At 60.0% G+C, this 19,828-nt stretch carries 16 protein-coding genes; 11 read left to right on the forward strand and 5 right to left on the reverse strand.

What is annotated here, in order from left to right:
• Positions 1-71: 71 nt before the first annotated feature.
• Complete coding sequence (locus tag ACILSL_RS18240) at positions 72-1,007, reverse strand: GNAT family N-acetyltransferase (RefSeq protein ID WP_395733490.1); 936 nt, start codon at positions 1,005-1,007, stop codon at positions 72-74.
• Between the two features lie 3 nt (positions 1,008-1,010).
• The gene (locus tag ACILSL_RS18245; protein ID WP_395733491.1) at positions 1,011-2,414 is read right to left on the reverse strand and encodes a Gfo/Idh/MocA family protein; all 1,404 of its coding nucleotides are present in this window, start codon (positions 2,412-2,414) and stop codon (positions 1,011-1,013) included.
• 96 nt (positions 2,415-2,510) lie between these two features.
• On the opposite strand from ACILSL_RS18245, the gene ACILSL_RS18250 reads away from it, so the two are divergent.
• Entirely contained in the window at positions 2,511-4,082 is a 1,572-nt protein-coding gene (locus ACILSL_RS18250; RefSeq protein WP_395733492.1) for a hypothetical protein, read from the forward strand.
• Positions 4,083-4,108: 26 nt separating this feature from the next.
• On the opposite strand, the gene ACILSL_RS18255 is transcribed toward ACILSL_RS18250, so the two are convergent.
• Positions 4,109-6,121, reverse strand: a complete 2,013-nt coding sequence (locus tag ACILSL_RS18255; protein ID WP_395733493.1) for an alpha/beta hydrolase domain-containing protein — start codon at positions 6,119-6,121, stop codon at positions 4,109-4,111.
• Positions 6,121-7,293, reverse strand: coding sequence for an alpha/beta hydrolase family protein (locus ACILSL_RS18260; RefSeq protein WP_395733494.1), 1,173 nt, complete (start codon positions 7,291-7,293; stop codon positions 6,121-6,123). Before ACILSL_RS18260 ends, ACILSL_RS18255 begins: the two co-directional genes overlap by 1 nt.
• A 223-nt stretch (positions 7,294-7,516) precedes the next feature.
• Between ACILSL_RS18260 and ACILSL_RS18265 the strand changes: the two genes are divergently transcribed.
• The 3 genes from ACILSL_RS18265 (at position 7,517) to ACILSL_RS18275 (ending at position 11,298) form a co-directional block, all read left to right on the forward strand.
• Positions 7,517-8,968 (forward strand): hypothetical protein, encoded by a 1,452-nt coding sequence (locus ACILSL_RS18265; RefSeq protein ID WP_395733495.1) that lies wholly within the window; start codon positions 7,517-7,519, stop codon positions 8,966-8,968.
• Positions 8,969-9,074: 106 nt separating this feature from the next.
• Positions 9,075-9,872, forward strand: coding sequence for a hypothetical protein (locus ACILSL_RS18270; RefSeq protein WP_395733496.1), 798 nt, complete (start codon positions 9,075-9,077; stop codon positions 9,870-9,872).
• Positions 9,873-9,888: 16 nt separating this feature from the next.
• Positions 9,889-11,298 carry a hypothetical protein gene (locus tag ACILSL_RS18275; protein WP_395733497.1) on the forward strand — a complete coding sequence of 470 codons (1,410 nt, stop codon included), beginning with the start codon at positions 9,889-9,891 and terminating at the stop codon, positions 11,296-11,298.
• Here ACILSL_RS18275 and ACILSL_RS18280 read toward each other — a convergent pair.
• Positions 11,283-11,690 (reverse strand): hypothetical protein, encoded by a 408-nt coding sequence (locus ACILSL_RS18280; RefSeq protein WP_395733528.1) that lies wholly within the window; start codon positions 11,688-11,690, stop codon positions 11,283-11,285. The genes ACILSL_RS18275 and ACILSL_RS18280 overlap by 16 nt on opposite strands.
• Here ACILSL_RS18280 and ACILSL_RS18285 point away from each other — a divergent pair.
• From ACILSL_RS18285 to ACILSL_RS18315, 7 genes are all read left to right on the forward strand, one after another.
• Positions 11,679-12,023 carry a MarR family winged helix-turn-helix transcriptional regulator gene (locus ACILSL_RS18285; protein WP_395733527.1) on the forward strand — a complete coding sequence of 115 codons (345 nt, stop codon included), beginning with the start codon at positions 11,679-11,681 and terminating at the stop codon, positions 12,021-12,023. The genes ACILSL_RS18280 and ACILSL_RS18285 overlap by 12 nt on opposite strands.
• A 54-nt stretch (positions 12,024-12,077) precedes the next feature.
• Positions 12,078-12,893, forward strand: coding sequence for an SDR family NAD(P)-dependent oxidoreductase (locus ACILSL_RS18290; RefSeq protein ID WP_395733498.1), 816 nt, complete (start codon positions 12,078-12,080; stop codon positions 12,891-12,893).
• On the forward strand, positions 12,890-14,005 hold the full coding sequence (locus tag ACILSL_RS18295; RefSeq protein WP_395733499.1) for an efflux RND transporter periplasmic adaptor subunit: 1,116 nt from the start codon (positions 12,890-12,892) through the stop codon (positions 14,003-14,005). The genes ACILSL_RS18290 and ACILSL_RS18295 overlap by 4 nt, the downstream gene beginning before the upstream one ends.
• Entirely contained in the window at positions 13,992-17,066 is a 3,075-nt protein-coding gene (locus ACILSL_RS18300; RefSeq protein ID WP_395733500.1) for an efflux RND transporter permease subunit, read from the forward strand. The genes ACILSL_RS18295 and ACILSL_RS18300 overlap by 14 nt, the downstream gene beginning before the upstream one ends.
• Positions 17,063-17,437, forward strand: coding sequence for a winged helix-turn-helix transcriptional regulator (locus ACILSL_RS18305; RefSeq protein WP_395733501.1), 375 nt, complete (start codon positions 17,063-17,065; stop codon positions 17,435-17,437). Before ACILSL_RS18300 ends, ACILSL_RS18305 begins: the two co-directional genes overlap by 4 nt.
• Positions 17,438-17,626: 189 nt before the next feature.
• Complete coding sequence (locus ACILSL_RS18310) at positions 17,627-18,397, forward strand: hypothetical protein (protein ID WP_395733502.1); 771 nt, start codon at positions 17,627-17,629, stop codon at positions 18,395-18,397.
• 174 nt (positions 18,398-18,571) lie between these two features.
• Positions 18,572-19,825 (forward strand): PQQ-binding-like beta-propeller repeat protein, encoded by a 1,254-nt coding sequence (locus ACILSL_RS18315; RefSeq protein WP_395733503.1) that lies wholly within the window; start codon positions 18,572-18,574, stop codon positions 19,823-19,825.
• Positions 19,826-19,828 lie beyond the last annotated feature (3 nt).

Below are 19,828 nucleotides of genomic sequence, written 5' to 3' on the forward strand. Positions count from 1 at the left end.
ATCGCGCAGTAGGTGCGCCAGTCAACCTGCGGAAAGGTGGCCGTCTCCTGGCTCAATGCGCAGCCAGAATCTCACGCGGTCTCAGGCATGAAGGTCGGGAAGACGATGCCTTTCGCACCCGCGACCAGAGCGGTGGATTGCGCGACGTGCAGCTCCACGTTGCGTGCTCCCCAGGAGTAAGCGGTGCGCACGAGTTCGGAGGCGGCACAGGGGGCGAGGAAGACGAGCGTCTGACCACGCAGGCTGTCGAGAGCGCGCCAGAGCAAGGCGAGGGCCGAGACCTCATCGCTGGCGACACCCGGACCGATCATGGTGAATGAGGGGTGTACGCTCATGGCGAGAAAGCCGTTCACGGAGCCATCCGCAGCCTCGGAAACGAGCACCCGCCACGCGCCGACCTCGTTGCGGATGAAGAACGCGAAGTCCTTTTCGCGACGGATGCCCTGCTGGGCGTGCTCGAAGTCGGCGATGCGCGGTGCATCGGCCAAGACGGCGTCACGCACACGCTCGGTGCCCGCAGGCGCGGTGGCTGCCAGGCCAGTTTCGGGCACGGTGATGAGCAAATCTTGATACATGGCTCCCGGGACGAATCCGAGCCGCGTGTAGAGCGAGAATGAGTCGAGGTTCAGCAGGCTTGAAACAAGCCGTGCGGGTTTGCCAAGGCGTTTCGCCTTGTCCAAAACGAGCGACATCATCCTCTTCGCGATCCCACGCCCGCCTGCATCCGGCGAGGTGGCGACGATGCCGACCGAGACATGCGTTTCACGCTCATGCGAGAAGCACACGCCCACGATCTCTCCGCTGTCCGTGCGGGCCGTGACGCATTGGCCGGGATCAAGCGCTTCATACACTTCCGGGAAAAGCATGAAGGGCTCATGACTGTCGCCAAAGCGGGAGCCCTGGCCGAGGCGGCTCTCATACCAGTGCACCAGCGCCCGGTGCAGCAGGCGGGCGATGGGTTCGCGATCAGATGCGGTGAGGGCCGTGAAGGCAATGTGTTCGCTCATGGCTTAGACGATCTCCCAGCCTTTGCGGTACTGTTCTTTGATGAAGGCGTCTGCGGCAGGCAGGCCTTTGGCCTTCATCGCTGCAGCGTCCCACTCGATGGGCTTTTGCGCACGGAGCGAGAGCAGGCCCAGCAGCGCGATCTCCGTGAGGTGGGCCGCGTAGGCAAAGGGGCTCGTCGCGGGTTCGCCGCCTTTGCAGGCATCGATCCAGTCGCGATGATGGCCGTTGGAGCGTTTCAGCCGTGGCGCGGGTTTCTGGTATTCCACGCGGCGTTTTTCGGGGAAGAGACGGGGAGGCCCGCCGCCGCCATCGCACTGGATCACACCCTTTTCGCCGATGAAAAGGCAGCCGCGTTTTGGCAGCGGGAAAGCTCCCAGCGCCTCCGGCGTGGGCGGCATCATGCCGCCGTCATACCAGGTCATGCGGATCTCGGGCCGCGAGCCCGCAGCGGGGAATGTGTAATAAATAAGCGCGCCATGCCCAGCGATGTCGCTCGTCATCACACCGGCTGCGTGTGCCTCGATGCGTGATGGCACCGGCAGATCAAAGGCGCGCACGGCGGTATTCATGTCGTGGCAGGCGAAGTCGCCGATGCCCGTGCAGCCAAAGTCCCAGAAGTCACGCCACGCCACGGGAAAGTATGCCGGGTGAAACGGCCGCTCCTGACGCGGGCCGAGCCACAGGTCCCAGTTCAGGCCCGCAGGCACTGGCGGTGTGTCGGTGGGCTTTCCGGTGAGCGTGGGATTCCAGCGCTTTGCGCCCACCCAGACATGGATCTCCTTCACCGCGCCGATGGCACCGTCCTGGATGTACTCAATCGTCTCGCGCGTGCCGAGAGAGGAATGCCCCTGGCTGCCAAGCTGCGTGGCCACGCCTGTTTCGGCCGCCACTTTGGCGACGTGACGCGCCTCCCAGATGTTGTGCGTGAGCGGCTTCTCACAATAAACGTGCTTCCCTGCCCGCATGGCGATCACAGAGGCATAGGCATGCAGATGATCCGGCGTTGCAATGAGCACGGCGTCGATGGATTTCTCCTTCTCCAGCATCTCGCGGAAGTCCACATAGTCCGCGCAGCGGAAGTTGGGCGTCTTTTGCGCATAATGCTTCTCGATCTCCGCCTTCACCGGCAGGCGTCCGCCCATGCCTTTGAAGTAGAAGTTTTCGAGGCTGAATGACTCGGCCGGATCTGCCACGGCGATGATCTGGCAATCATCAAGCGGGAGGAGATTGCGCACATTGGAGCGGCCTTGCCCGCCCGTGCCGATGATGGCCACGTTCACCTTTTCGCTCGGCGGCACAAAGCGCGGCCCGCCCAGAACGTGCCGGGGGACGATGTTGAAAGCAGTCACCGCAGCGGCGGTGGTTTTGAGGAAATGTCGGCGGGAGGCGCTCGGAGCGGGATTCATGCAGTGATGCAATACGCCGCCGTGAGTTGCATTCTTCATGCGTGTTGGCGTCGATGACAGATGAAAGGATTGCAGCGCCGACGCCGACTTGCTTGGATGAACCGCCGCAAGCTTCTCGCCACTCTCGCCGCCATGCCCGCCACCTCGTGGAGTGCGGGAGCGGGTCGTGAGCTGGAAAATCCGTACGCGGCGGTGGATTGGGACTCCTGGGAGTACGTACATTCGATGTCACATCAGCACCAGGGGCAGAATGATGCCTCGCGCGATGGCTTCCTTGGCATGGGCTACGGCCATTTTGCCTTCAGCAACTACTACCCCTCCGCGCCGACCTATCCGCTGCCTGCGGAGTATGCCGCGAAGCATCCGCAACTCATCGCCGCTCCCAATGCGGAGCATCATTCCTACACAGACATGGGCCTGCATGCCAATGCGCTGGGGAGCCTGCTCGCCACGGGTTACGGCGGTTCGGTGAGCGCTGCAAAATGTGCGGCAGCGCCTGTGTTGCACCGCTTTGAAAACCTGAGCGTGTTCGATGCACAAAAGCCGTGGCTGGGTGTTTACCGGCTGGACCTGCGGCTCGCTGCCAAAGATGTCAAAGCAATAGCCACGCTCAGTCTCGAAGGAGCGAATGAGTGCGATTTTCGCAATGGCTTCGCGGACAAAGGGCCGGTGCAGGAGCGCCAACTCCCGTCCGGCAGCCACACAATCTATCTGCGTGCCACGAGGGAAAGCATTGATGCCAGGCTCGATTTTGATGCCGCCGCCATGTCCGTGACGCAGTACCGCCTCATGCAGGGCACGAACCGGCCGTGGCGGGATGTCTTCCGTGAAGCCTTCAACAAGCTGCAATACGCCGATGGCGGAGGCATGACGCTGAATCATCCCACCGGAAAGCTGGCGGACTATCTGCCGATGCTGGACTTTGATCCCCGGGTGCTCGGCATTGAGGTGTGGAACCAGCTGACCTCCGGCTTTGGCTCCAGCCGTGGCTTCTATGACGACAGCGGCGAGCCCAATCTGCACTTCTACCAGCTCTGGGATGAGATCCTGCGCACAGGGCGGCGCTGCTGGGGCTTCTTTATCAAAGATCACAACACGTACGGCCGTGGCCGGAATGTGCTGCTTGTGCCAAAGCTCGACGCCATGCCGGCTGCCAAACGCGAATCCGCCGCGCTGCGTGCGTATCGGCAGGGCACGTTCTTTGGCTCCGTGGCCTCACTCGCAGCCAGCGAGGCGGGTGAAGTGGTGGCGCCGTATGACCGCAGCGGTTTTTGCTTCAGCCGTATCGTGGTGCAAAACGACACCCTGCACGTGGCCGTGGCTGGCAACGACGCCAAACGCCCCAAGCTCCAGATCCGCTTCATCACGGATCAAGGCCTCGCCAGCATCGTGGATGGCGCGCAAGCGGAGTTTCCGCTCAAACGAGACGCCAGCGGCCGGCTCGAAGCGGCTTTTGTACGTGTGGAGGCCTTCGCTTATCCCGAGACCCATCAGCGCGGCCAGCCGCTCACCGAGGACCTGCTGCGCGGCATGAGCGTGCATGACATCTCGCTGCTCCATGACCAGAAGGCCCTGCGCGGCCCCGCCTTCGCCAATACAGCGCCCGCCATGCGTACGCCCATCCCGATTGTGGACATGATCTTTTCCCAGGCGCTGCGCCGGGTGTAAGTTCTTTCTGGAAGCAACGAGATGGCTTACTGGGCTGAGGCGCGTTCGACGATCCTCGCCACGTCTTCCTCCAGCAAAAAGCCCTCTTCGTGAAGCTTCTTTGCCGCTTTCTCGATTCGGGAAAGGTAGGCTTCTCGTGTCGGGTAGCGTTCTTCGAGCGAGGGACGCGGATCGCCGTTCTTTTCGCGTTCGGCTTTGGTTTTAGCGAAGGGAATGAACATGCCATCGAGCGGCGAGAGCATCGTTTCAGCGCCCGCCTGTGGCGAGCGGAGATTCCAGCCGGTGTAGGTGCCGCGCGGCACGGCGACCTCCGGAAGCACGATGCCGCTCGTTTCGTTGCCATCGGCATTCACGGCGGGCAGCAGTGTGCGAAACGGTTTCCCGGCTTTGGGCGGGATGATGTCGGCGATGCCTTCGCTGTGAAAACGCGGCCCGAAATCAAGCCGCGGAGGCTGGTAGGCCTGCGTGGGCAGTTGGCATCCCGGGATTTTTGGGAACTGCGACTTCCATGCATCAAAGCTCACCAGTGTGTGATCGTCCATGCGCGGATGACGGCTTGGCGGCGGTGTTTTGCCATGCTTCACCCAATCGACGAGGTGCAGCAGCATCGCCCGCAGGACGGGGCCACGATCATCAAGCGTGTTGCGCGGCTGCTGGCAGATGCCTGGGGTGCCGTCGCTCTTGCCGAGGTGCTGCGCTCCGGCCACGAGATACACGCGCACATCGTCGGGCAGCGTGAGATCACTTTTCCCCTCCACATCGGTGTGCAGCAGCGAGGCGGCGCGGCTCCAGTACTCGGTGGAGGTTTGCGTGAAAAGCAGACGCGGCGTGTGGCCGGACTTTCGGGAGCGGGCCAGCGAGTCGCCTGATGCGCCCGTGATGGGATCCGTCTGCGGCAGCGGGGCGAGCGGGAAGAATTCGCTGCCGGAAAGATGCCCTTCATGCTGCGTGCCGAACTCCGTGCTCATTCGAAAGCGATGGTTGAACATGCCCTTTCCCGAGCCTGCGACATGGATCATCGCACCGTCGAAGACCGCGCGGCCCTGCTCGTCGGTGTTCAGCCCCTCATGCAGGAAGTGATGAATGACGCGGCCCGACTGGGAGATGCCGAACACGCAGGCTTTTTGCACCGCGCCCGCCAGCGGATTTTCCTGCGCCGCTCCGTGACGGAAAAACGCCACGCAGTCTCGCAGGGCCGTGAGGCCGAGCCCGGTCACGCGAGGCTCCTTCGCTGTGTAAACGAGATCGTAGAGCCAGCCGGGGCGCAGACCGGATTTCACATACACATGCGTGGCATCCGGGATGAGTTTTCCCTCCTCCATGCGACCAAATGCCCACTCGCCATGAGGAATCTCGATGCCTTCAGCATCGCGCTGCGGGCGCATCGTGAGCGTGGCTTCCGTGTTGTCGAGGCTCACGGACGGAAACGCCGCGCCGATGCCCCACGGGCTCCATGAAAAGGCCCGGCTGAAGACTTTTTCCGTGGTGCTGATCTCCAGATGCGCCCGCCCGGTGATTGTCCGCCCGTCCTCGGTGGCCACCGGCAGTCCGCAGAGCAGACGCCGTGTGTCATCGGCCTGCACCTCGCCGTTCCAGCCACACCAAAGCACGGAAAAGCCGTGCTTCATGAGGAAGCCATGGCCCGCATGCGACTCGGACTTCGGATCATTCGTGCGCTCGCCATCATTGAAGGTCCAGAGGGCGAGCATGTTGCCGCGATTGTTCACGTCATAGAGCAGCACGCCGTTGCCCTTCGATGCGTCGGTCGGTTTCAGCAGGAAGAAGTCCGCCCAGCTCTCCACGCGCCCATCGGCGTTGCGCGGCGCCCGCTGAAGGTCGCTGATGCGTTCGTTGGCCGCATTGCGCGGGTCCGTTTCAAAATACATCCGCCCTTCAATGCGCTCGTAGGCGCCCACGGCGCCAAAGACCTTGCCCGCTGCAAATGGCGAACGTCCGGTGATCTCGATGCGGGTGACTTCCGCATGAGCCAGGCCGATGAAGAAAGCGGCGGCGATGATTCGGGAGAGAAAGAAGCTCATCAGAAGGGCAGGGGAGTGTTGGGGGCTACGGAGTCTTTCGGCCAGGGGTTGGCGGCATTGAAGACGAGCATCTCTTCCTCGGTCTCCACCTTGGCAAAGGTCTCGTTGATCTGCTCCTCCTTGGCCCAGGCGCGCAGGCTGTTGAGTCCGAGGTGACGGATGAAAAACGGATAGGCGGCAAGCCGCTTGCTCGGCCCATAGTCGTGCCCCTCCAGCGGGAAATGAGCGTTCACGACCTTGTCCTCGGCTCCGTAAAGACTGTAGATGTGCTGGATGTAGCGGAACTCCACCTCCGGCGTGTGCTGGGTGTAGTCTGCGCCATTCGAAATGACGAGCTGAGGCCGCGGCGCGGTCATCGCGGCGATCTCGGCGTTGTTTGTCTTGTGGTTCGGCCCCCAATGAATCGGCATGCCGCTTTCACACGGGCAGCCGCCAAAGAAATGCGCGGACACCTGGCAGCTCGGCACCGCCACGGCGATGCGCTCATCCAGGGCGGAGGTAATGAACGTCTGCGTGGCGCCGCCGGAGTTGCCGGTCATGCCGATGCGCTTGGGATCGACCCCTTCGATGGACGAGACGAAATCCAGGGCGCGAATGCAGTTCCACATGATCAGACGCTGAATCTCCGGCACTTTGCCATGATCCCAGCCGGCCTTTTTTGAGTCGCCATAACCTACCATGTCATAATGAAACACCACAGCTCCCATGCGGGCCAGCACCGCACAGCGGGTCTGGCGTGATGGGAGGAAGCGGCCACCGTGCCCGTGTGCGGACACGATGCCTGCATACGGCGGCTTCATGTCGAGAGGTCGATACAGCGTGCCGGTGATGTAGAAGCCGGGCCAGCTGCGGATGTAAACGCTCTCAGCCGTGTAGCCCTCGTAGGTGCGCTTGTTGGAGTACACAGGGTCCAGCGGCGGTTTCTCCGGTGGATTCGCCAGCCGTGCTCCTTCAAGGATGCCGCGACGAATGGCGGCCTTGCGCTTCTCCCAGCTCGCCAGATCGGGCGTGGCTTTTTTAAAGGCCTCCAGCTCGGCGATGGCTTCCGCCGGCGTCTGGGCCTGACCCATCCGCAGATGCCACCCCTCGGGCAGCGGCTTCTGCTCCTCCGCGCTTAAGAGGGACGGCCCGTACAAGCCGGACAGCAGCGCCGCTCCAGACTTGGTGAGCATAGAACGACGTGTGAGTGGAGTCGATGCAGGGGCTTGATTCATGATGGGCGATGATTTTTTGAGCAGCGAGCAGACAAGATCGTGACGGCTGGTCTGAGGAGACATGTTTCTACGCACCGTTTTGGTGATGCTTATCGTGTCTATTAGAGACGTTGCAGATTGTGGTATTGACCTCGGAGCAAAAACGATGACAAAAATCTAGTGGATGCGGGGTATTAACCCAATGCGCCTTTTCCTGCTCAACCTGTTCATCGCAACCTCTGCCGCCGTTGCCTCCGCCTCAGACCTTCATGTGGGCGCGGCCACCGTTGACATCACGCCAGACCGCCCCGTGGCGCTGGATGGGCAGATGCACGTGCGCATCTCTGAAAAACCCGAGACGCACATCTTTGCCACTGCACTGGGATTGGAATCGCGCGAGGGAGACCGGGTGCTCGATCAGGCCATCATGGTTTCCTGCGACATCGTGGCCATCCGCGAGGGAATCATGGAGCTGGTGCGCGAGAAGGCCAAGGACAAGCTGCCTGGATTTGATCTCAACAAGCTCGTCCTTAATGCCACGCACACGCACACCGCGCCGGTGACGATGAAGGGGGACCGCTACAGCCTGCTCGGCAAAAATGTGATGCTGCCCATGGAGTACACCGAATTCCTGGTGGAGCGCATCGTGGCGGCTGCGGCGCAAAGCTGGGAGCAGCGCAAGCCCGCCAAAGCAGGCTGGGGGCAGGGGCAGGCGGTGATCGCTCAGAACCGTCGTGCGACCTACGCGGACGGAACCGCGAAAATGTATGGCCCCACCAACGTGCCGGAGTTTCGCGGCATCGAAGGATATGAGGATCACAATCTCGAAGTCCTGTTCTTCTGGGATCTCAATGACACGCTCATTGCCACGGCGGTGAACGTCCCATGCCCCTCCCAGGAAGTCGAGGGGCTCAAAGTGATCCATGCCGACTTCTGGGATCCGGTGCGCCGCCAGTTGCGCGAGCGTCATGGCAAGGATCTCCACATCCTCGCCTGGACCGGAGCCGGAGGAGACCAGGTGCCGCGCCCGATGTATGGCAAGGCGGCGGATGAGCGCATGCGCCGTCTGCGCGGCCTCACTCGGCTGGAAGAAGTCGCCCGGCGTGTCGTGCGTGGCTGGGAGGAGGCGTATGAAGCTGCGAAGCTGGAGCCGGTAACGGGCGCGGTGCTGCAGCACCAGACGAAGAAGATCGACCTGCCTTGGCGCAAGGTGACGGAGAAGGAGCTGGCCGATGCACAGAAGGCCGTCGAGCAATACAAAGACGACCCCAAGGAGCAATGGAAGTATCTTTGGAATCAGGGCGTGGTGGATCGCTACGAAGTAGAGAAATCCGGGAAGGCAGGTGTCTTCCAGATGGAGCTGCATGCCCTGCGCCTCGGAGATGTGGCCATCGCCACCAATGAGTTTGAACTCTTCACCGACTACGGCGTGCAGATGAAGGCCCGCAGTCCGGCGGTGCAGACCTTTCTCATTCAGCTGACCGGCTCAGGCGGTTACCTGCCGACACCCCGCGCCGTGGCCGGAGGCAGCTACAGCGCCATCATTCAAAGCAGCCGTGTCGGCCCCGAAGGCGGCCAGGCGCTGGTGGATGAAACCGTGAAGGCCTTTAACGATCTGTGGCCCGCGCCAGAAACCACCAAGGCCGGCAAATGAGAGAACTCGACTCCATGCAGCGGATATCGAGCAGCGAGTGCGCGGGCTATTTCCGATTCGCCCTTCGCCCTTCGCAACAACCGGAGCGATACACCACCCAATGACCATGCACCTGAGGCTTCTCCTTTTCGTTTCCGTTCTTTTCGGCCTGCACGGCCTTCGTGCCGCTGATGACTTTCATGCCACCGCCTGCGAGGGCTCCTACCCGCGCCATCTCCAGGGCATCTGCACCGATGGCAAGGGCAGCATCTACTGGTGCTGGACCGATGCGCTGGTGAAGACTGACGCCAACGGCCATGTGCTCAAGAAAGTGCCTGTGGCCAATCATCACGGAGATCTCTGCTACCACGATGGCCGCGTCTATGTGGCGACGAACCTCGGAAAGTTCAACCAGCCAGCTGGTACGGCGGACTCGTGGGTTTATGTCTATGATGCCGACACCCTCGCCGAGCTGGCGAAGCATCGCCTGCCGGAACTGGTGCACGGCGCGGGCGGCATGGAGTACCACGACGGGAAGTTCATCGTCATCGGTGGTCTGCCTCCCGGCGTGAACGAAAACTACCTTTACGAATACGATGAAAATTTCCGCTTTCAGAAACGCCACGTGCTCGCCAGCGGCTACACGCTCATGGGCATCCAGACGGTGGCTTATGCCAATGGCGCGTGGTGGTTTGGCTGCTATGGCAAGCCCGCGGTGCTGCTGCGGGCGGATGAAAAATTCCAGTTCACCGGCAAATGGGATTTCAACGCCTCCGTCGGCATCGCACCCATCAGCGGCGGCCGCTTCCTCTTGGCTCAAAACACGGCCATCAAAGGCGCCGATGGCAAAACCAAGTCCAACCAGGCCCGTGTCGTTATCGCCCGTCCCGACGAAAAGGCCGGGCTGGTCATCGACAAACCATGAACGCATTAACTCAACCATGAAAACCACGCTACTCTTCTGCCTCGCCCTTCTGCCCATCGTCACCTCGGCGCAGGACAAAGTCTTCAAAGCCGGTGCCGCCACCAGCAACATCACACCGCCGATCGGCATGACGATCGTGGGCAACTTTGCTCCGCAGCCCATCTCAAAGCACGTGCACGACGAACTGCATGTGCGCTGTCTGGCGCTTGATGACGGCAAGACAAAGCTCGTCTTTGCCGTGGTGGACAATCTTCATCTGGCACGCGATGTCTGGGACGAAGCCAAGAAGAAGCTGGAGGCCGACACGGGGATCCCGGCCTCTCACATGATGTTCTCCGCCACCCACACGCACTCCAGTGTGTCGGCCATCAACAACAAAGAGGCAGGGTTCGACTACCGCAGCCTCGTCATCTCCCGCGTGGTGGATGGCGTGAAGCGTGCGCTGAACAACCTTGAGCCTGCCCGCATCGCCTGGGGCACGGGCAAACTGCCGCAGTGGATCGGCAACCGCCGCTGGATTCTGAAAGAAGGCGTCACCAATCCCAATCCGTTTGGCGGACAAGACCGCGCTGTGATGAACCCTAGCAGCATGCTCATTCCGCGTCTGGAAGGCCCCGCCGGCCCTACGAACCCCGAGGTCTACTGCCTCTCACTGCAGGCCACTGATGGCCGCCAGATCGCGCTGCTGGCCAACTACTGGCTGCACTATGTCGGCGGCGTGCCACGCGAGGACTTGTCCGCAGATTATTTCGGCGAGTTCTGCCGCCGCATCGAGCAGTCCCTCGGTGCGCCGTGTGTCGGCCTCCTTGCAAACGGTCCCTGCGGCGACGTGAACAGCAACGACTACAGCGGCAAGACGCCCGCCGTGAATTACAAGCCGTATGAGAAGATCAAAGCCGTCGCGGGCGACCTTGCGCAGGAGGTGCTGCGTGTGCGCCAGACACTCAAGCATCAAGACTGGGTGCCGCTGCAAGCCGCCGCCAGCGATCTGGAACTCGCCGTGCGCCGCCCGACTCCGGAGATGGTCAAGTGGGCCGAAGGTGTGCTCGCCAAGCCGAAAGACGCCACGCCTGTGCACCGCCTCGAACAGCCCTACGCCCAGCGCGTGATGGATGTGAAGAGAGCCAAGCCCGACACGATACAGGCCTACCTTCAGGCTTTCCGCATCGGCGATCTCGGCATCACTTCCATTCCCTTCGAGGTCTTCACCGAAACCGGGCTGGAGATCAAAGCGAAGAGCCCCTTCAAAGACACCTTCACCATCGAACTTGCCTCAGGTGCGAACGGTTATCTCCCCACGCCACGTCAGCACGACCTCGGCGGCTATGAGACCTGGCTCGGCACCAATCGCGTCGAGCGCGAGGCGTCCGTCAAGATCACCGCAAAAGCCTTGGAGCTGCTGCAGAGCGTTCATGCCGCACCATGAGCCCCGGATGACGCATGCTGTGCTTGCTCAAAGCCGCCGTTTGTCACGAACACGGCAGCCATGAGGGCCAGCATGACATCCGATTTGCCATGACTAACGCTGGCGCAGAATGAACAAATCGTCAGATTGCGCACAGCGCTTGGGTTGGTTGCTTCGACCTCTCCCAAAGCCTGATTTCTGCACCCATACGAGATCGAGTTGATGGTGTCGGGAAACGGATGGAGGGAATTTTCGGCAATAGAGCCATTGACATTGCAGAAGCATGTGTGCATATACACACAGTGAAACAAAAACCAAGAGACATGACCTCGCTTGAGAACTGTGTGTGCTTCAATCTGCGCTGGGTGACGCGGACCGTGACACAGTTTTTTGACGCGGAGATGCGGAGACATGGGATCAGACCAACCCAATGCTCGATACTGGCAGCTGTAATCTCCAAGGAGAGTTGGAGCATGGCCGATTTGAGCGACGTTCTGGGCATGGATCGTACAACGCTCGTGCGAAATCTTCGTCCCCTCCAACGCGATGGCCTCGTGCTAACGGAGGCTGTTGGCCCAGGCGCTCGCGTGGAGGTGTCTATCACTTCTGCGGGGCGGAAAAAGGTTCAGGAAACACGTCCTGCCTGGTTGTCGGCCCAAAAATCTGTTGTTGAGACCCTTGGGGAGGAACGCTGGACTGCCATTCTCTCGGATCTGGAAAAGGCCGCGCTGGCCCTCGGAAAGTAGGATCATAAACCAAAATACAAAACGACTTGGAAAATCATACTCTTAACTGTGTATATGCACACTTTATCAAACAATAAAACATGGGCACTGATAACAGGTGCATCCAGCGGCTTCGGAGAGGAGTTCGCGCGACAATATGCGGCACAAGGTCATTCACTGATCCTTGTAGCCAGGAGAAAGGACCGTCTGGAGAAGCTTGCCGAGTCCTTGCGCCCAAGGCACCCAGTGGAGGTTCTTGTCGAAGCTGTGGACCTTTCGGACCTGGAGAGCGTGCGACAATTGCACAGGAGGGTTCAAGACAGGGGCATCACGATCGATGTGATGATCAACAATGCAGGCTACGGGCTGCAACAGGGCTTTCAAGACACAAACCTGCCGGAAGCACTGGGCATGGTGCAGCTGGACATAACGAGCCTTACGGCCGTTACCCACTTGTTTGCCGCTGACATGAGGAATCGAGGACGTGGCAAAATCCTTCTGGTGGCGAGCCTTCTTGCCTATGTGAGCGTGGAGGGATTTGCGGTTTATTCGGCAGCCAAGGCCTACGTTTTACGCCTTGGCGAGGCACTCCACCGTGAGATGAGGCGGGACGGAATAACGGTCACCACACTTTGCCCAGGGATCTCGGACACCGGATTTGCGGAGGCAGCGCGAATGCAGGTTTCACCTGAGTTGAAGCTCCTCATGATGAAGCCGGAACCGGTGGTGAGAGCGGGTATTCGCGCTCTGAACCACGGTCGCATGAGCGTGGTGCCGGGACTGGCAAACAAAATCATGGCTCTCTTCATAAGAGCGACGCCACGCAGCCTGCATCAGGCCGTGTTCGCAAAGGTCATGAATCCCATTCTTCCAAATACTAAAAAATCATGAAATCACCGGACCACCATTCCCATCCGCACCTGGTTGCGGGCTGTGTTGCTGTCACTCTGCTGGTCATCGGGTGCTCGAAGCCACCACATCAAGACCCGAGGCTGCAGCCTCCGAGCGTGGCTGTCTGCGATGCCAAACCCGCCCAGCCAAGACAAAGAACTTTCACCGGAGTAGTGGATGCACGGGTGGTGAGCGCGCTAGGCTTCCGAGTTGGCGGCAAAGTGCTGGAGCGCTCCGTCAATGTTGGCCAGCATGTCAGAAAAGGACAGCTTCTCATGAAGCTTGATGCCGAGGATCTTTATCTCACTGTCGCTGCGCAGCGGGCAAACGTGGAGGCCGCCCGAGCCAGGCACACTCAATCCAAAGCCGATGAAGCGAGGGCTGCCGGGCTCGTAAAAACAGGTGCCGTTTCACGTCAGGAATATGACCAGGCTCGCGCGGCACTGGACAGCTCGAAGGCGCTCCTTGAGGCTGCCGAGGCGCAGGCAAAAGTCACGGACAACTCCAGCGGTTATGCAGAGCTGCATGCTGACGCAGATGGCGTGATTTTGAGGACCTCGGGCGAGCCCGGACAAGTGGTGTCTTCCGGTCAAATGGTGATTCAGCTGGCACAGGATGGCCCGAGGGAGGCGTTGATTCACCTTCCCGAAGGTCTGCGCCCCGTCTTAAACAGCGGGGCCACGGCACAATTGTATGGGCGGGACACCGATGTCTATGGTGCAAAACTGAGGGAACTCTCCGATACGGCGGACCTGGCAAGCCGGACTTTTGAAGCGCGATATGTGCTGGAGGGGGACGCCGCCAAAGCACCATTAGGTTCAACGGTAATGGTGACGATCCCAATGAATTCCCACCCCGCAAACCTCGCCGTATCGGTGCCGCTCGGCGCAATCCATGATGGCGGTGAAGGGGCGGGCGTCTGGGTCGTGAACAGCAATGCGACCGTCAAATTCCGCCTGGTGAAGCTTGAGCACATAGGCAGGGAAGAGGTGATTCTCTTCGGCGGACTGCAAACCGGAGAAACCGTCGTGGCTCTTGGCGCGCACCTGCTGCACGAGGGGCAAAGCATCCGAATTCAAACCGAGCAAAACCTGTCCGATGCAAGGCTTTAACTTTTCCGCACTGGCGGTCAGGGAACGCGCCATCACCCTCTTCCTCATCATTGCGTCAGCGTGTGCAGGCATCCATGCCTACTTTCATCTGGGACGTGCCGAGGATCCGTCGTTCACGATCAAGGTGCTCACGGTGTCCGCCATATGGCCGGGAGCCACCGCTCAGGAGATGCAAGATCTCGTGGCAGAGCCTCTGGAGAAGCGGCTCCAGGAGTTGAGCTGGTATGACCGCGTCGAGACCATCACGCGGCCTGGCCTGGCATTGATGACGCTGCAACTCAGCGACAAAACGCCCCCGAAAGATGTGGCGGACCAGTTTTACCAGGCACGGAAAAAACTCGGAGATGAGGCGGGCAAACTGCCGCAGGGCGCGATGGGCCCCTTCGTAAACGATGAGTATTCCGATGTCTCCTTCGCACTCTATTCGGTGGAGGCGCCAGGGCTGCCAATGAGCAAACTCACACGCACTGCCGAGACTCTACGGCAGCGATTCCTGCATGTGCCGGGCGTCAAGAAAGTAGACATCGTTGGCGAGCAGCAGGAGCGGATCTTCATCGAGTTTTCCAACGCGCGTTTGTCCACTTTAAACATCTCGCCATCCGAGATCTTCCACGCACTGGCACGCCAGAACGCGGTCACTCCGGCAGGTTCGATAGACACCCGCGGAAATCAAGTGCTCGTCCGGCTGGACGGATCTTACACCACGATTGACAAAATCCGTGATACTCCGATCGCGGCCGGACAGCGGAGTTTCAAGCTGTCCGACATCGCTGAAGTCAAACGCGGCTACGAGGACCCAGCCACCTTCCTTGTCCGCCACAACGGGCAGGCGTCACTGCTCTTGAGCGTTGTGATGAAGGAAGGCTGGAACGGACTGAATCTTGGAGCGGCGCTTCAATCGGAAAGCTCTAAAATCTCATCAGGCCTGCCGCTGGGGGTCAGTCTGAAAAAGATCACCGACCAGGCCGTCAACATCAGCTCCGCCGTGGATGAATTCATGATCAAGTTCGCGATGGCTGTCGGCGTGGTGATGCTGGTCAGCCTCATGAGCCTCGGGTGGCGGGTGGGCATCGTCGTGGTGGCGGCCATTCCGCTGACTCTCGGAGTGGTGTTTGTGATCATGCTGATCACCGAACGGATGTTTGATCGCATCACTCTCGGAGCGCTCATCATTTCACTCGGTCTGCTCGTGGATGACGCCATCATCGCCATCGAATCCATGGTGGTGAAGATGGAGGAGGGCATGGATCGCATCCAGGCCGCAGCCTACGCGTGGAGTCATACCGCCGGCCCCATGCTCACGGGCACACTGGTCACGGTGGTCGGATTCCTGCCGGTCGGCTTTGCCCGGTCCACGGCAGGCGAGTATGCGGGCAACATCTTCTGGATTGTTGGATTTTCCCTGATCGTCTCATGGATCGTGGCCGTGACTTTTACCCCATATCTCGGGGTGAAGCTCCTTCCGGAACTCAAGCCATCCGCAGGGGGGCATGCGGGAATCTACTCCGCTCCCGGCTACCAGCGGCTGCGCCTCTTTATCACTTGGTGCGTGCGGAGGAAATACACGGTGACTGCGCTGGTCGTTGCGGCGTTTGCCACAGCCGGCGCTGGCATGGTGGCTGTGAAGAAGCAGTTCTTCCCGCAGTCAGACCGTCCTGAACTATTGGTCGAAGTTCAGATGCCTCTGGGCACCAGCATTGAGACGACAAGTGCAGCGGTCAAGAAGATCGAAAGCTGGCTGACGAGGCAGGCTGAGGCCAAAACAATCACTTCCTATATCGGAGCTGGGGCGCCACGCTTTTTCTTCTCCTACAATCCCGAGCTTCCGGACCCATCATTCGCAAAAATCATTGTCCTGACACCGAACGCCGGAGCCAGAGACGCGCTCAAGATACGTATTCGGCAGGCTGTCGTCGATGGTTTGGCAGTCGAAGCACGCATACGCGCCACACAACTGGTGTTCGGTCCTTATTCGCCATTTCCTGTCGCTTTTCGTGTCACTGGGCCCGATCCCTCCAAGCTTCATGAAATCGCCAGCTCCGTGGCCGAAGTCATGCGTGGCGACCCAAACATGCGCACCGTAAATGTGGACTGGGGAGAACGTGTCCCGAGGCTGCAGATCGTCTTGAATCAAGAGCGTTTGCAGCTTATCGGCCTGTCACGTCTGGAAGCATCGCAACAGCTTCAGTTCCTGCTCAACGGCCAAACGATCACTCAGGTCCGCGAAGACATTCGCGCCGTGAACCTCATGGTCCGCAGTTCAGGGGCCGACCGGCTCGACCCGGCCATGCTGGAAAACTTCACGCTGATGAACAAAAGTGGAAAGCCCATTCCACTGAGTCAGCTCGGGCGGATCGAAGTTCAATCCGAAGAACCTCTTATCAAACGGCGCGACCGAGAGCCGACAGTGACCGTCCGAGGAGACAACACAGAAGAGACACAGCCCCCTGATGTATCCGACGCCATCTGGAAGAGGCTGGCACCACTGCGGTCATCGCTTCCTGAGAATTACCGCATTGAAATCGCGGGATCGAGCGAGGAGTCATCCAAAGCCAACGCGGCGCTCGCTCCGCTCTTCCCGCTGATGTTTCTTCTCATGCTGGCGATCATCATCATCCAGGTGCGCTCCTTTTCGGCCATGTGGATGGTAATCCTGACTGGTCCGCTCGGGCTCATCGGAGCTGTCCCCGCATTGCTGTTGTTCCAGCAGCCCTTTGGATTCAATGCCATTCTCGGCTTGATCGGCCTGTCTGGCATTCTCATGAGGAACACGCTCATATTGATAGGCCAGATACACAGCAATCAATCAGAGGGTCACAGCCCCTACCAAGCCATCATCGAAGCCACCGTCCAAAGGTCACGTCCCGTCATCCTCACTGCGCTGGCCGCTGTGCTGGCCTTCATCCCTCTCACTCATTCTGTCTTTTGGGGCTCCATGGCCTATGTCCTCATCGGGGGGACCGCCGTGGGAACAGTGCTCACACTGGCATTCCTGCCCGCACTCTACGCCATCTGGTTCCGGGTCGGGCAAGGAGAACACCCATCTACGCCGATAGGATGAAGCGCGCGCAGGCCAGGTTGGTAAAGGCACACACCCGAAGATCGTCTTGTCCCCTGGCGTTCACCCTGGATGTCATAGGAGACAGGTGGACCATGCTTATCATCCGCGACCTAGCCTCCGGCAGCGCACGATTCAAAGATCTGGCAGCCTCACCAAAGCGAATCCCAACCAATATTCTCAGCAACAGGCTTAAACGCCTCATGCGGGAGCAGATTATCATCCAAGTTCCCAGTAAAGCAGGCTCAAAGAGGGCGGCCTACCAACTCACGCCAAAAGGAGACACCCTGTTGCCCGTTCTCAACGCTCTGGATGAATGGGGGGTAAGATGGGGAGGCGGAGACAACCAGCCTGCTATGGTTTTGACTCGCTAACACCACTGGCTGGGCCACCACATCCCGGCGTGCGAGTTTGGGCGGCAGATTGCCGAGGGGGCTGCCGCGACTTGCCCAGAGCAGGTCAACATTCTGCATCACCCAGCGGGGCTATGCCTGCTTGTTTCCAACAATCTTTTACCAAGACGCAGAGTGATTCAGGGAAGATGCGCGTATTTCATTCCTCGAATGAAGTCCTTCCTCTATGCTCTCCTCGTGCTCGTGACCGGTGCTCTCCCCACCTTCGCGGCACCACCCATCACTTGCCAGGGCGAGGCAAGCGGGCATCTCCAGGGGTTCGATTCCGACGGCTCCTTCATCTACTGGTCCATGTTCACGAATCTCGTGAAGACGGATTTTACCGGGCGCGTCATTGCGGAGCGGCCGGTCGATCCGCATCATGGCGATTGCTGCGTTCATGATGGCAAGGTCTACGTCGCCACGCAGAACCGGACGAAAGAAAGGCGCGGCGTCTTCATCAACGTCTATGCGTGTGATGACCTTCGGCCTGCGGGAGAGTTCCCGATCAACTTTTCCTTCGAAGGTGGAATCGACGGCATCACCTTTGCGAACGGCTTCTTCTATGTCGGAGAGGGCAAGCCGAAGGACAGCGTGCAGCCTTTCAACTGGGTCCACAAGTTCACGCCCGAATTCGTGGCCGTAGATAAGATCAAGGTTCCCGGTCAAACGACGTATGGCATTCAGACCATCACCTTTGCCCACGGATTCTTCTGGCTGGGCACCTACAGCAAGGAGCGGACCTACCAGTGCGCTCCTGACTTCAAGCTCGTCACGCACCACGAAGTTGACATCTCTGTCGGCGCTTTTGCCCTGCCGAAAGGTCCCGGAGGTGAACCCCGGCTGATGGTGGCCAGAAACATCAAGAAGGACAACGGCCTTTGGACGGCCTCGGCTGCTCCGGCGATCCTGAAAGACGGACGGCTCGTGATGGAAAAGTAGGGCCGGCAAGAACCTTGGTGCCGCCGCGAAGTGCGCATGCCGCACCAACGGTTGTTGAATTGTCCCCTCAACATTACCCCCTTGCAATCTTCTTCGCAAAACACTCCCCATTGTATGAATCGACAGTTCAACAACTCTCCGATATCAGTCACGCGGAGCCTTTCGATTGCCATCATGCTGGCTGTCACCCATGGCTTCGCGGGTGACTGGCCCGGCTGGCTCGGCCCTGCACGCGATGGCCATGCTGCTGCCGGAAGTGTGGTTCCCAAATCTCTGCCGCTCGATCCGCAGCGTGTCTGGTCACTCAAAATCGGTGATGGGCATGCTCCGCCTGTGATAGCGGGGGACAAGGTTTTTTACCTCGATACTCAGGAGGGCAAGGAGGTCGCTCACGCGATCGACAAAAACACGGGCCGCGAAATCTGGCGGGCACCACTGGATGATGGCTTCAAAAACGGGCAGACCAAACCTGGGCCGCGTGCCGCTCCGCTGGTGGATGGCGACCGTGTTTATGTGCAGTCTTGCCTGGGTGAGTTGCGCTGTCTGGCAGTGGCCGACGGCCAGTTGAAATGGCGCGTGAACTTCACCAAGGAGTTTCACGCAGAGGTGCCTGCGGAGAAGGGATTGGCAAAAGGGGCGCAGCGTCACGGTTTCACGGCCGCCCCCTGGGTGGATGGAGATCGCCTCATCGCGCTGGTGGGGGATACCAACGGGGCTGGCATGGTGTGCTTTGACAAGTTCACCGGCAAGGTGCTCTGGCAGTCCCTGAACGACCGCGCTGCCAACGCGGCTCCCATCACCGCGCTGATCGCCGGGAGCGAGCCCAAACAGGTCGTGGCCTTCACCGTGGAAGGGTTGATCGGTGTGAATCTCCAGACGGGGGAGCTGCTCTGGCGCATTCCGCTAACCACGACTCACGGACGTCATGTGACCACTCCGATCATCGATGGCAGCATCGTCATGGTAGCGTCCAAGGAGAACAGCCTGATGGGCGTCGAGCTTGCTCCCGAACCAGTCGTCACGAAACCCGGCTCTCCGAAATGGAAGGCATCCATCAAGTGGCAGACCAAGAATCATTTGGTGAACTTTTCCAGCCTCGTCGCGGTGGGCGGGTATGTTTACGGCCTCGGCCCAAACAAGAACCTGTTTTGCGTCGAAACGAAAACCGGCAAGCCCATGTGGTCGCAGGAAGGCTTCACCCTGAAGCCGGCGGAAAATGCGCATCTCGCCATCATTGTGCTCGGCGAAAATTTGCTGATTCTGACCGAGACCGGTGAGCTGGTGCTCGTCGCCGCCGAGCCCAAGGAATTCAAAGAACTGGGCCGGGCGCAAGTATGCCGAGCCAACTGGTGCAATCCCGCCTACGCGGACGGTAAACTTTTTTTCCGCGATGACCGCGAACTCATCTGTGTGGACTTACTCCCCTGAGCC

Origin of the sequence: Prosthecobacter sp. (genome assembly GCF_044222345.1) — a bacterium.
GTDB lineage: Bacteria > Verrucomicrobiota > Verrucomicrobiia > Verrucomicrobiales > Verrucomicrobiaceae > Prosthecobacter.

What these genes read in the sequence shown, in the direction of transcription:
- ACILSL_RS18315 (WP_395733503.1), top strand. Translation starts at nt 18,572, where the DNA reads ATGCTGGCTGTCACCCATGGCTTCGCGGGTGACTGGCCCGGCTGGCTC.
- ACILSL_RS18280 (WP_395733528.1), bottom strand. Translation starts at nt 11,690, where the DNA reads ATGTCTCCGCATCTCCGCGTCAAAAAACTGTGTCACGGTCCGCGTCAC.
- ACILSL_RS18245 (WP_395733491.1), bottom strand. Translation starts at nt 2,414, where the DNA reads ATGAATCCCGCTCCGAGCGCCTCCCGCCGACATTTCCTCAAAACCACC.
- ACILSL_RS18285 (WP_395733527.1), top strand. Translation starts at nt 11,679, where the DNA reads ATGCGGAGACATGGGATCAGACCAACCCAATGCTCGATACTGGCAGCT.
- ACILSL_RS18275 (WP_395733497.1), top strand. Translation starts at nt 9,889, where the DNA reads ATGAAAACCACGCTACTCTTCTGCCTCGCCCTTCTGCCCATCGTCACC.
- ACILSL_RS18255 (WP_395733493.1), bottom strand. Translation starts at nt 6,121, where the DNA reads ATGAGCTTCTTTCTCTCCCGAATCATCGCCGCCGCTTTCTTCATCGGC.
- ACILSL_RS18240 (WP_395733490.1), bottom strand. Translation starts at nt 1,007, where the DNA reads ATGAGCGAACACATTGCCTTCACGGCCCTCACCGCATCTGATCGCGAA.
- ACILSL_RS18305 (WP_395733501.1), top strand. Translation starts at nt 17,063, where the DNA reads ATGAAGCGCGCGCAGGCCAGGTTGGTAAAGGCACACACCCGAAGATCG.
- ACILSL_RS18290 (WP_395733498.1), top strand. Translation starts at nt 12,078, where the DNA reads ATGCACACTTTATCAAACAATAAAACATGGGCACTGATAACAGGTGCA.
- ACILSL_RS18260 (WP_395733494.1), bottom strand. Translation starts at nt 7,293, where the DNA reads ATGCTCACCAAGTCTGGAGCGGCGCTGCTGTCCGGCTTGTACGGGCCG.
- ACILSL_RS18300 (WP_395733500.1), top strand. Translation starts at nt 13,992, where the DNA reads ATGCAAGGCTTTAACTTTTCCGCACTGGCGGTCAGGGAACGCGCCATC.
- ACILSL_RS18270 (WP_395733496.1), top strand. Translation starts at nt 9,075, where the DNA reads ATGCACCTGAGGCTTCTCCTTTTCGTTTCCGTTCTTTTCGGCCTGCAC.
- ACILSL_RS18250 (WP_395733492.1), top strand. Translation starts at nt 2,511, where the DNA reads ATGAACCGCCGCAAGCTTCTCGCCACTCTCGCCGCCATGCCCGCCACC.
- ACILSL_RS18310 (WP_395733502.1), top strand. Translation starts at nt 17,627, where the DNA reads ATGAAGTCCTTCCTCTATGCTCTCCTCGTGCTCGTGACCGGTGCTCTC.
- ACILSL_RS18265 (WP_395733495.1), top strand. Translation starts at nt 7,517, where the DNA reads ATGCGCCTTTTCCTGCTCAACCTGTTCATCGCAACCTCTGCCGCCGTT.
- ACILSL_RS18295 (WP_395733499.1), top strand. Translation starts at nt 12,890, where the DNA reads ATGAAATCACCGGACCACCATTCCCATCCGCACCTGGTTGCGGGCTGT.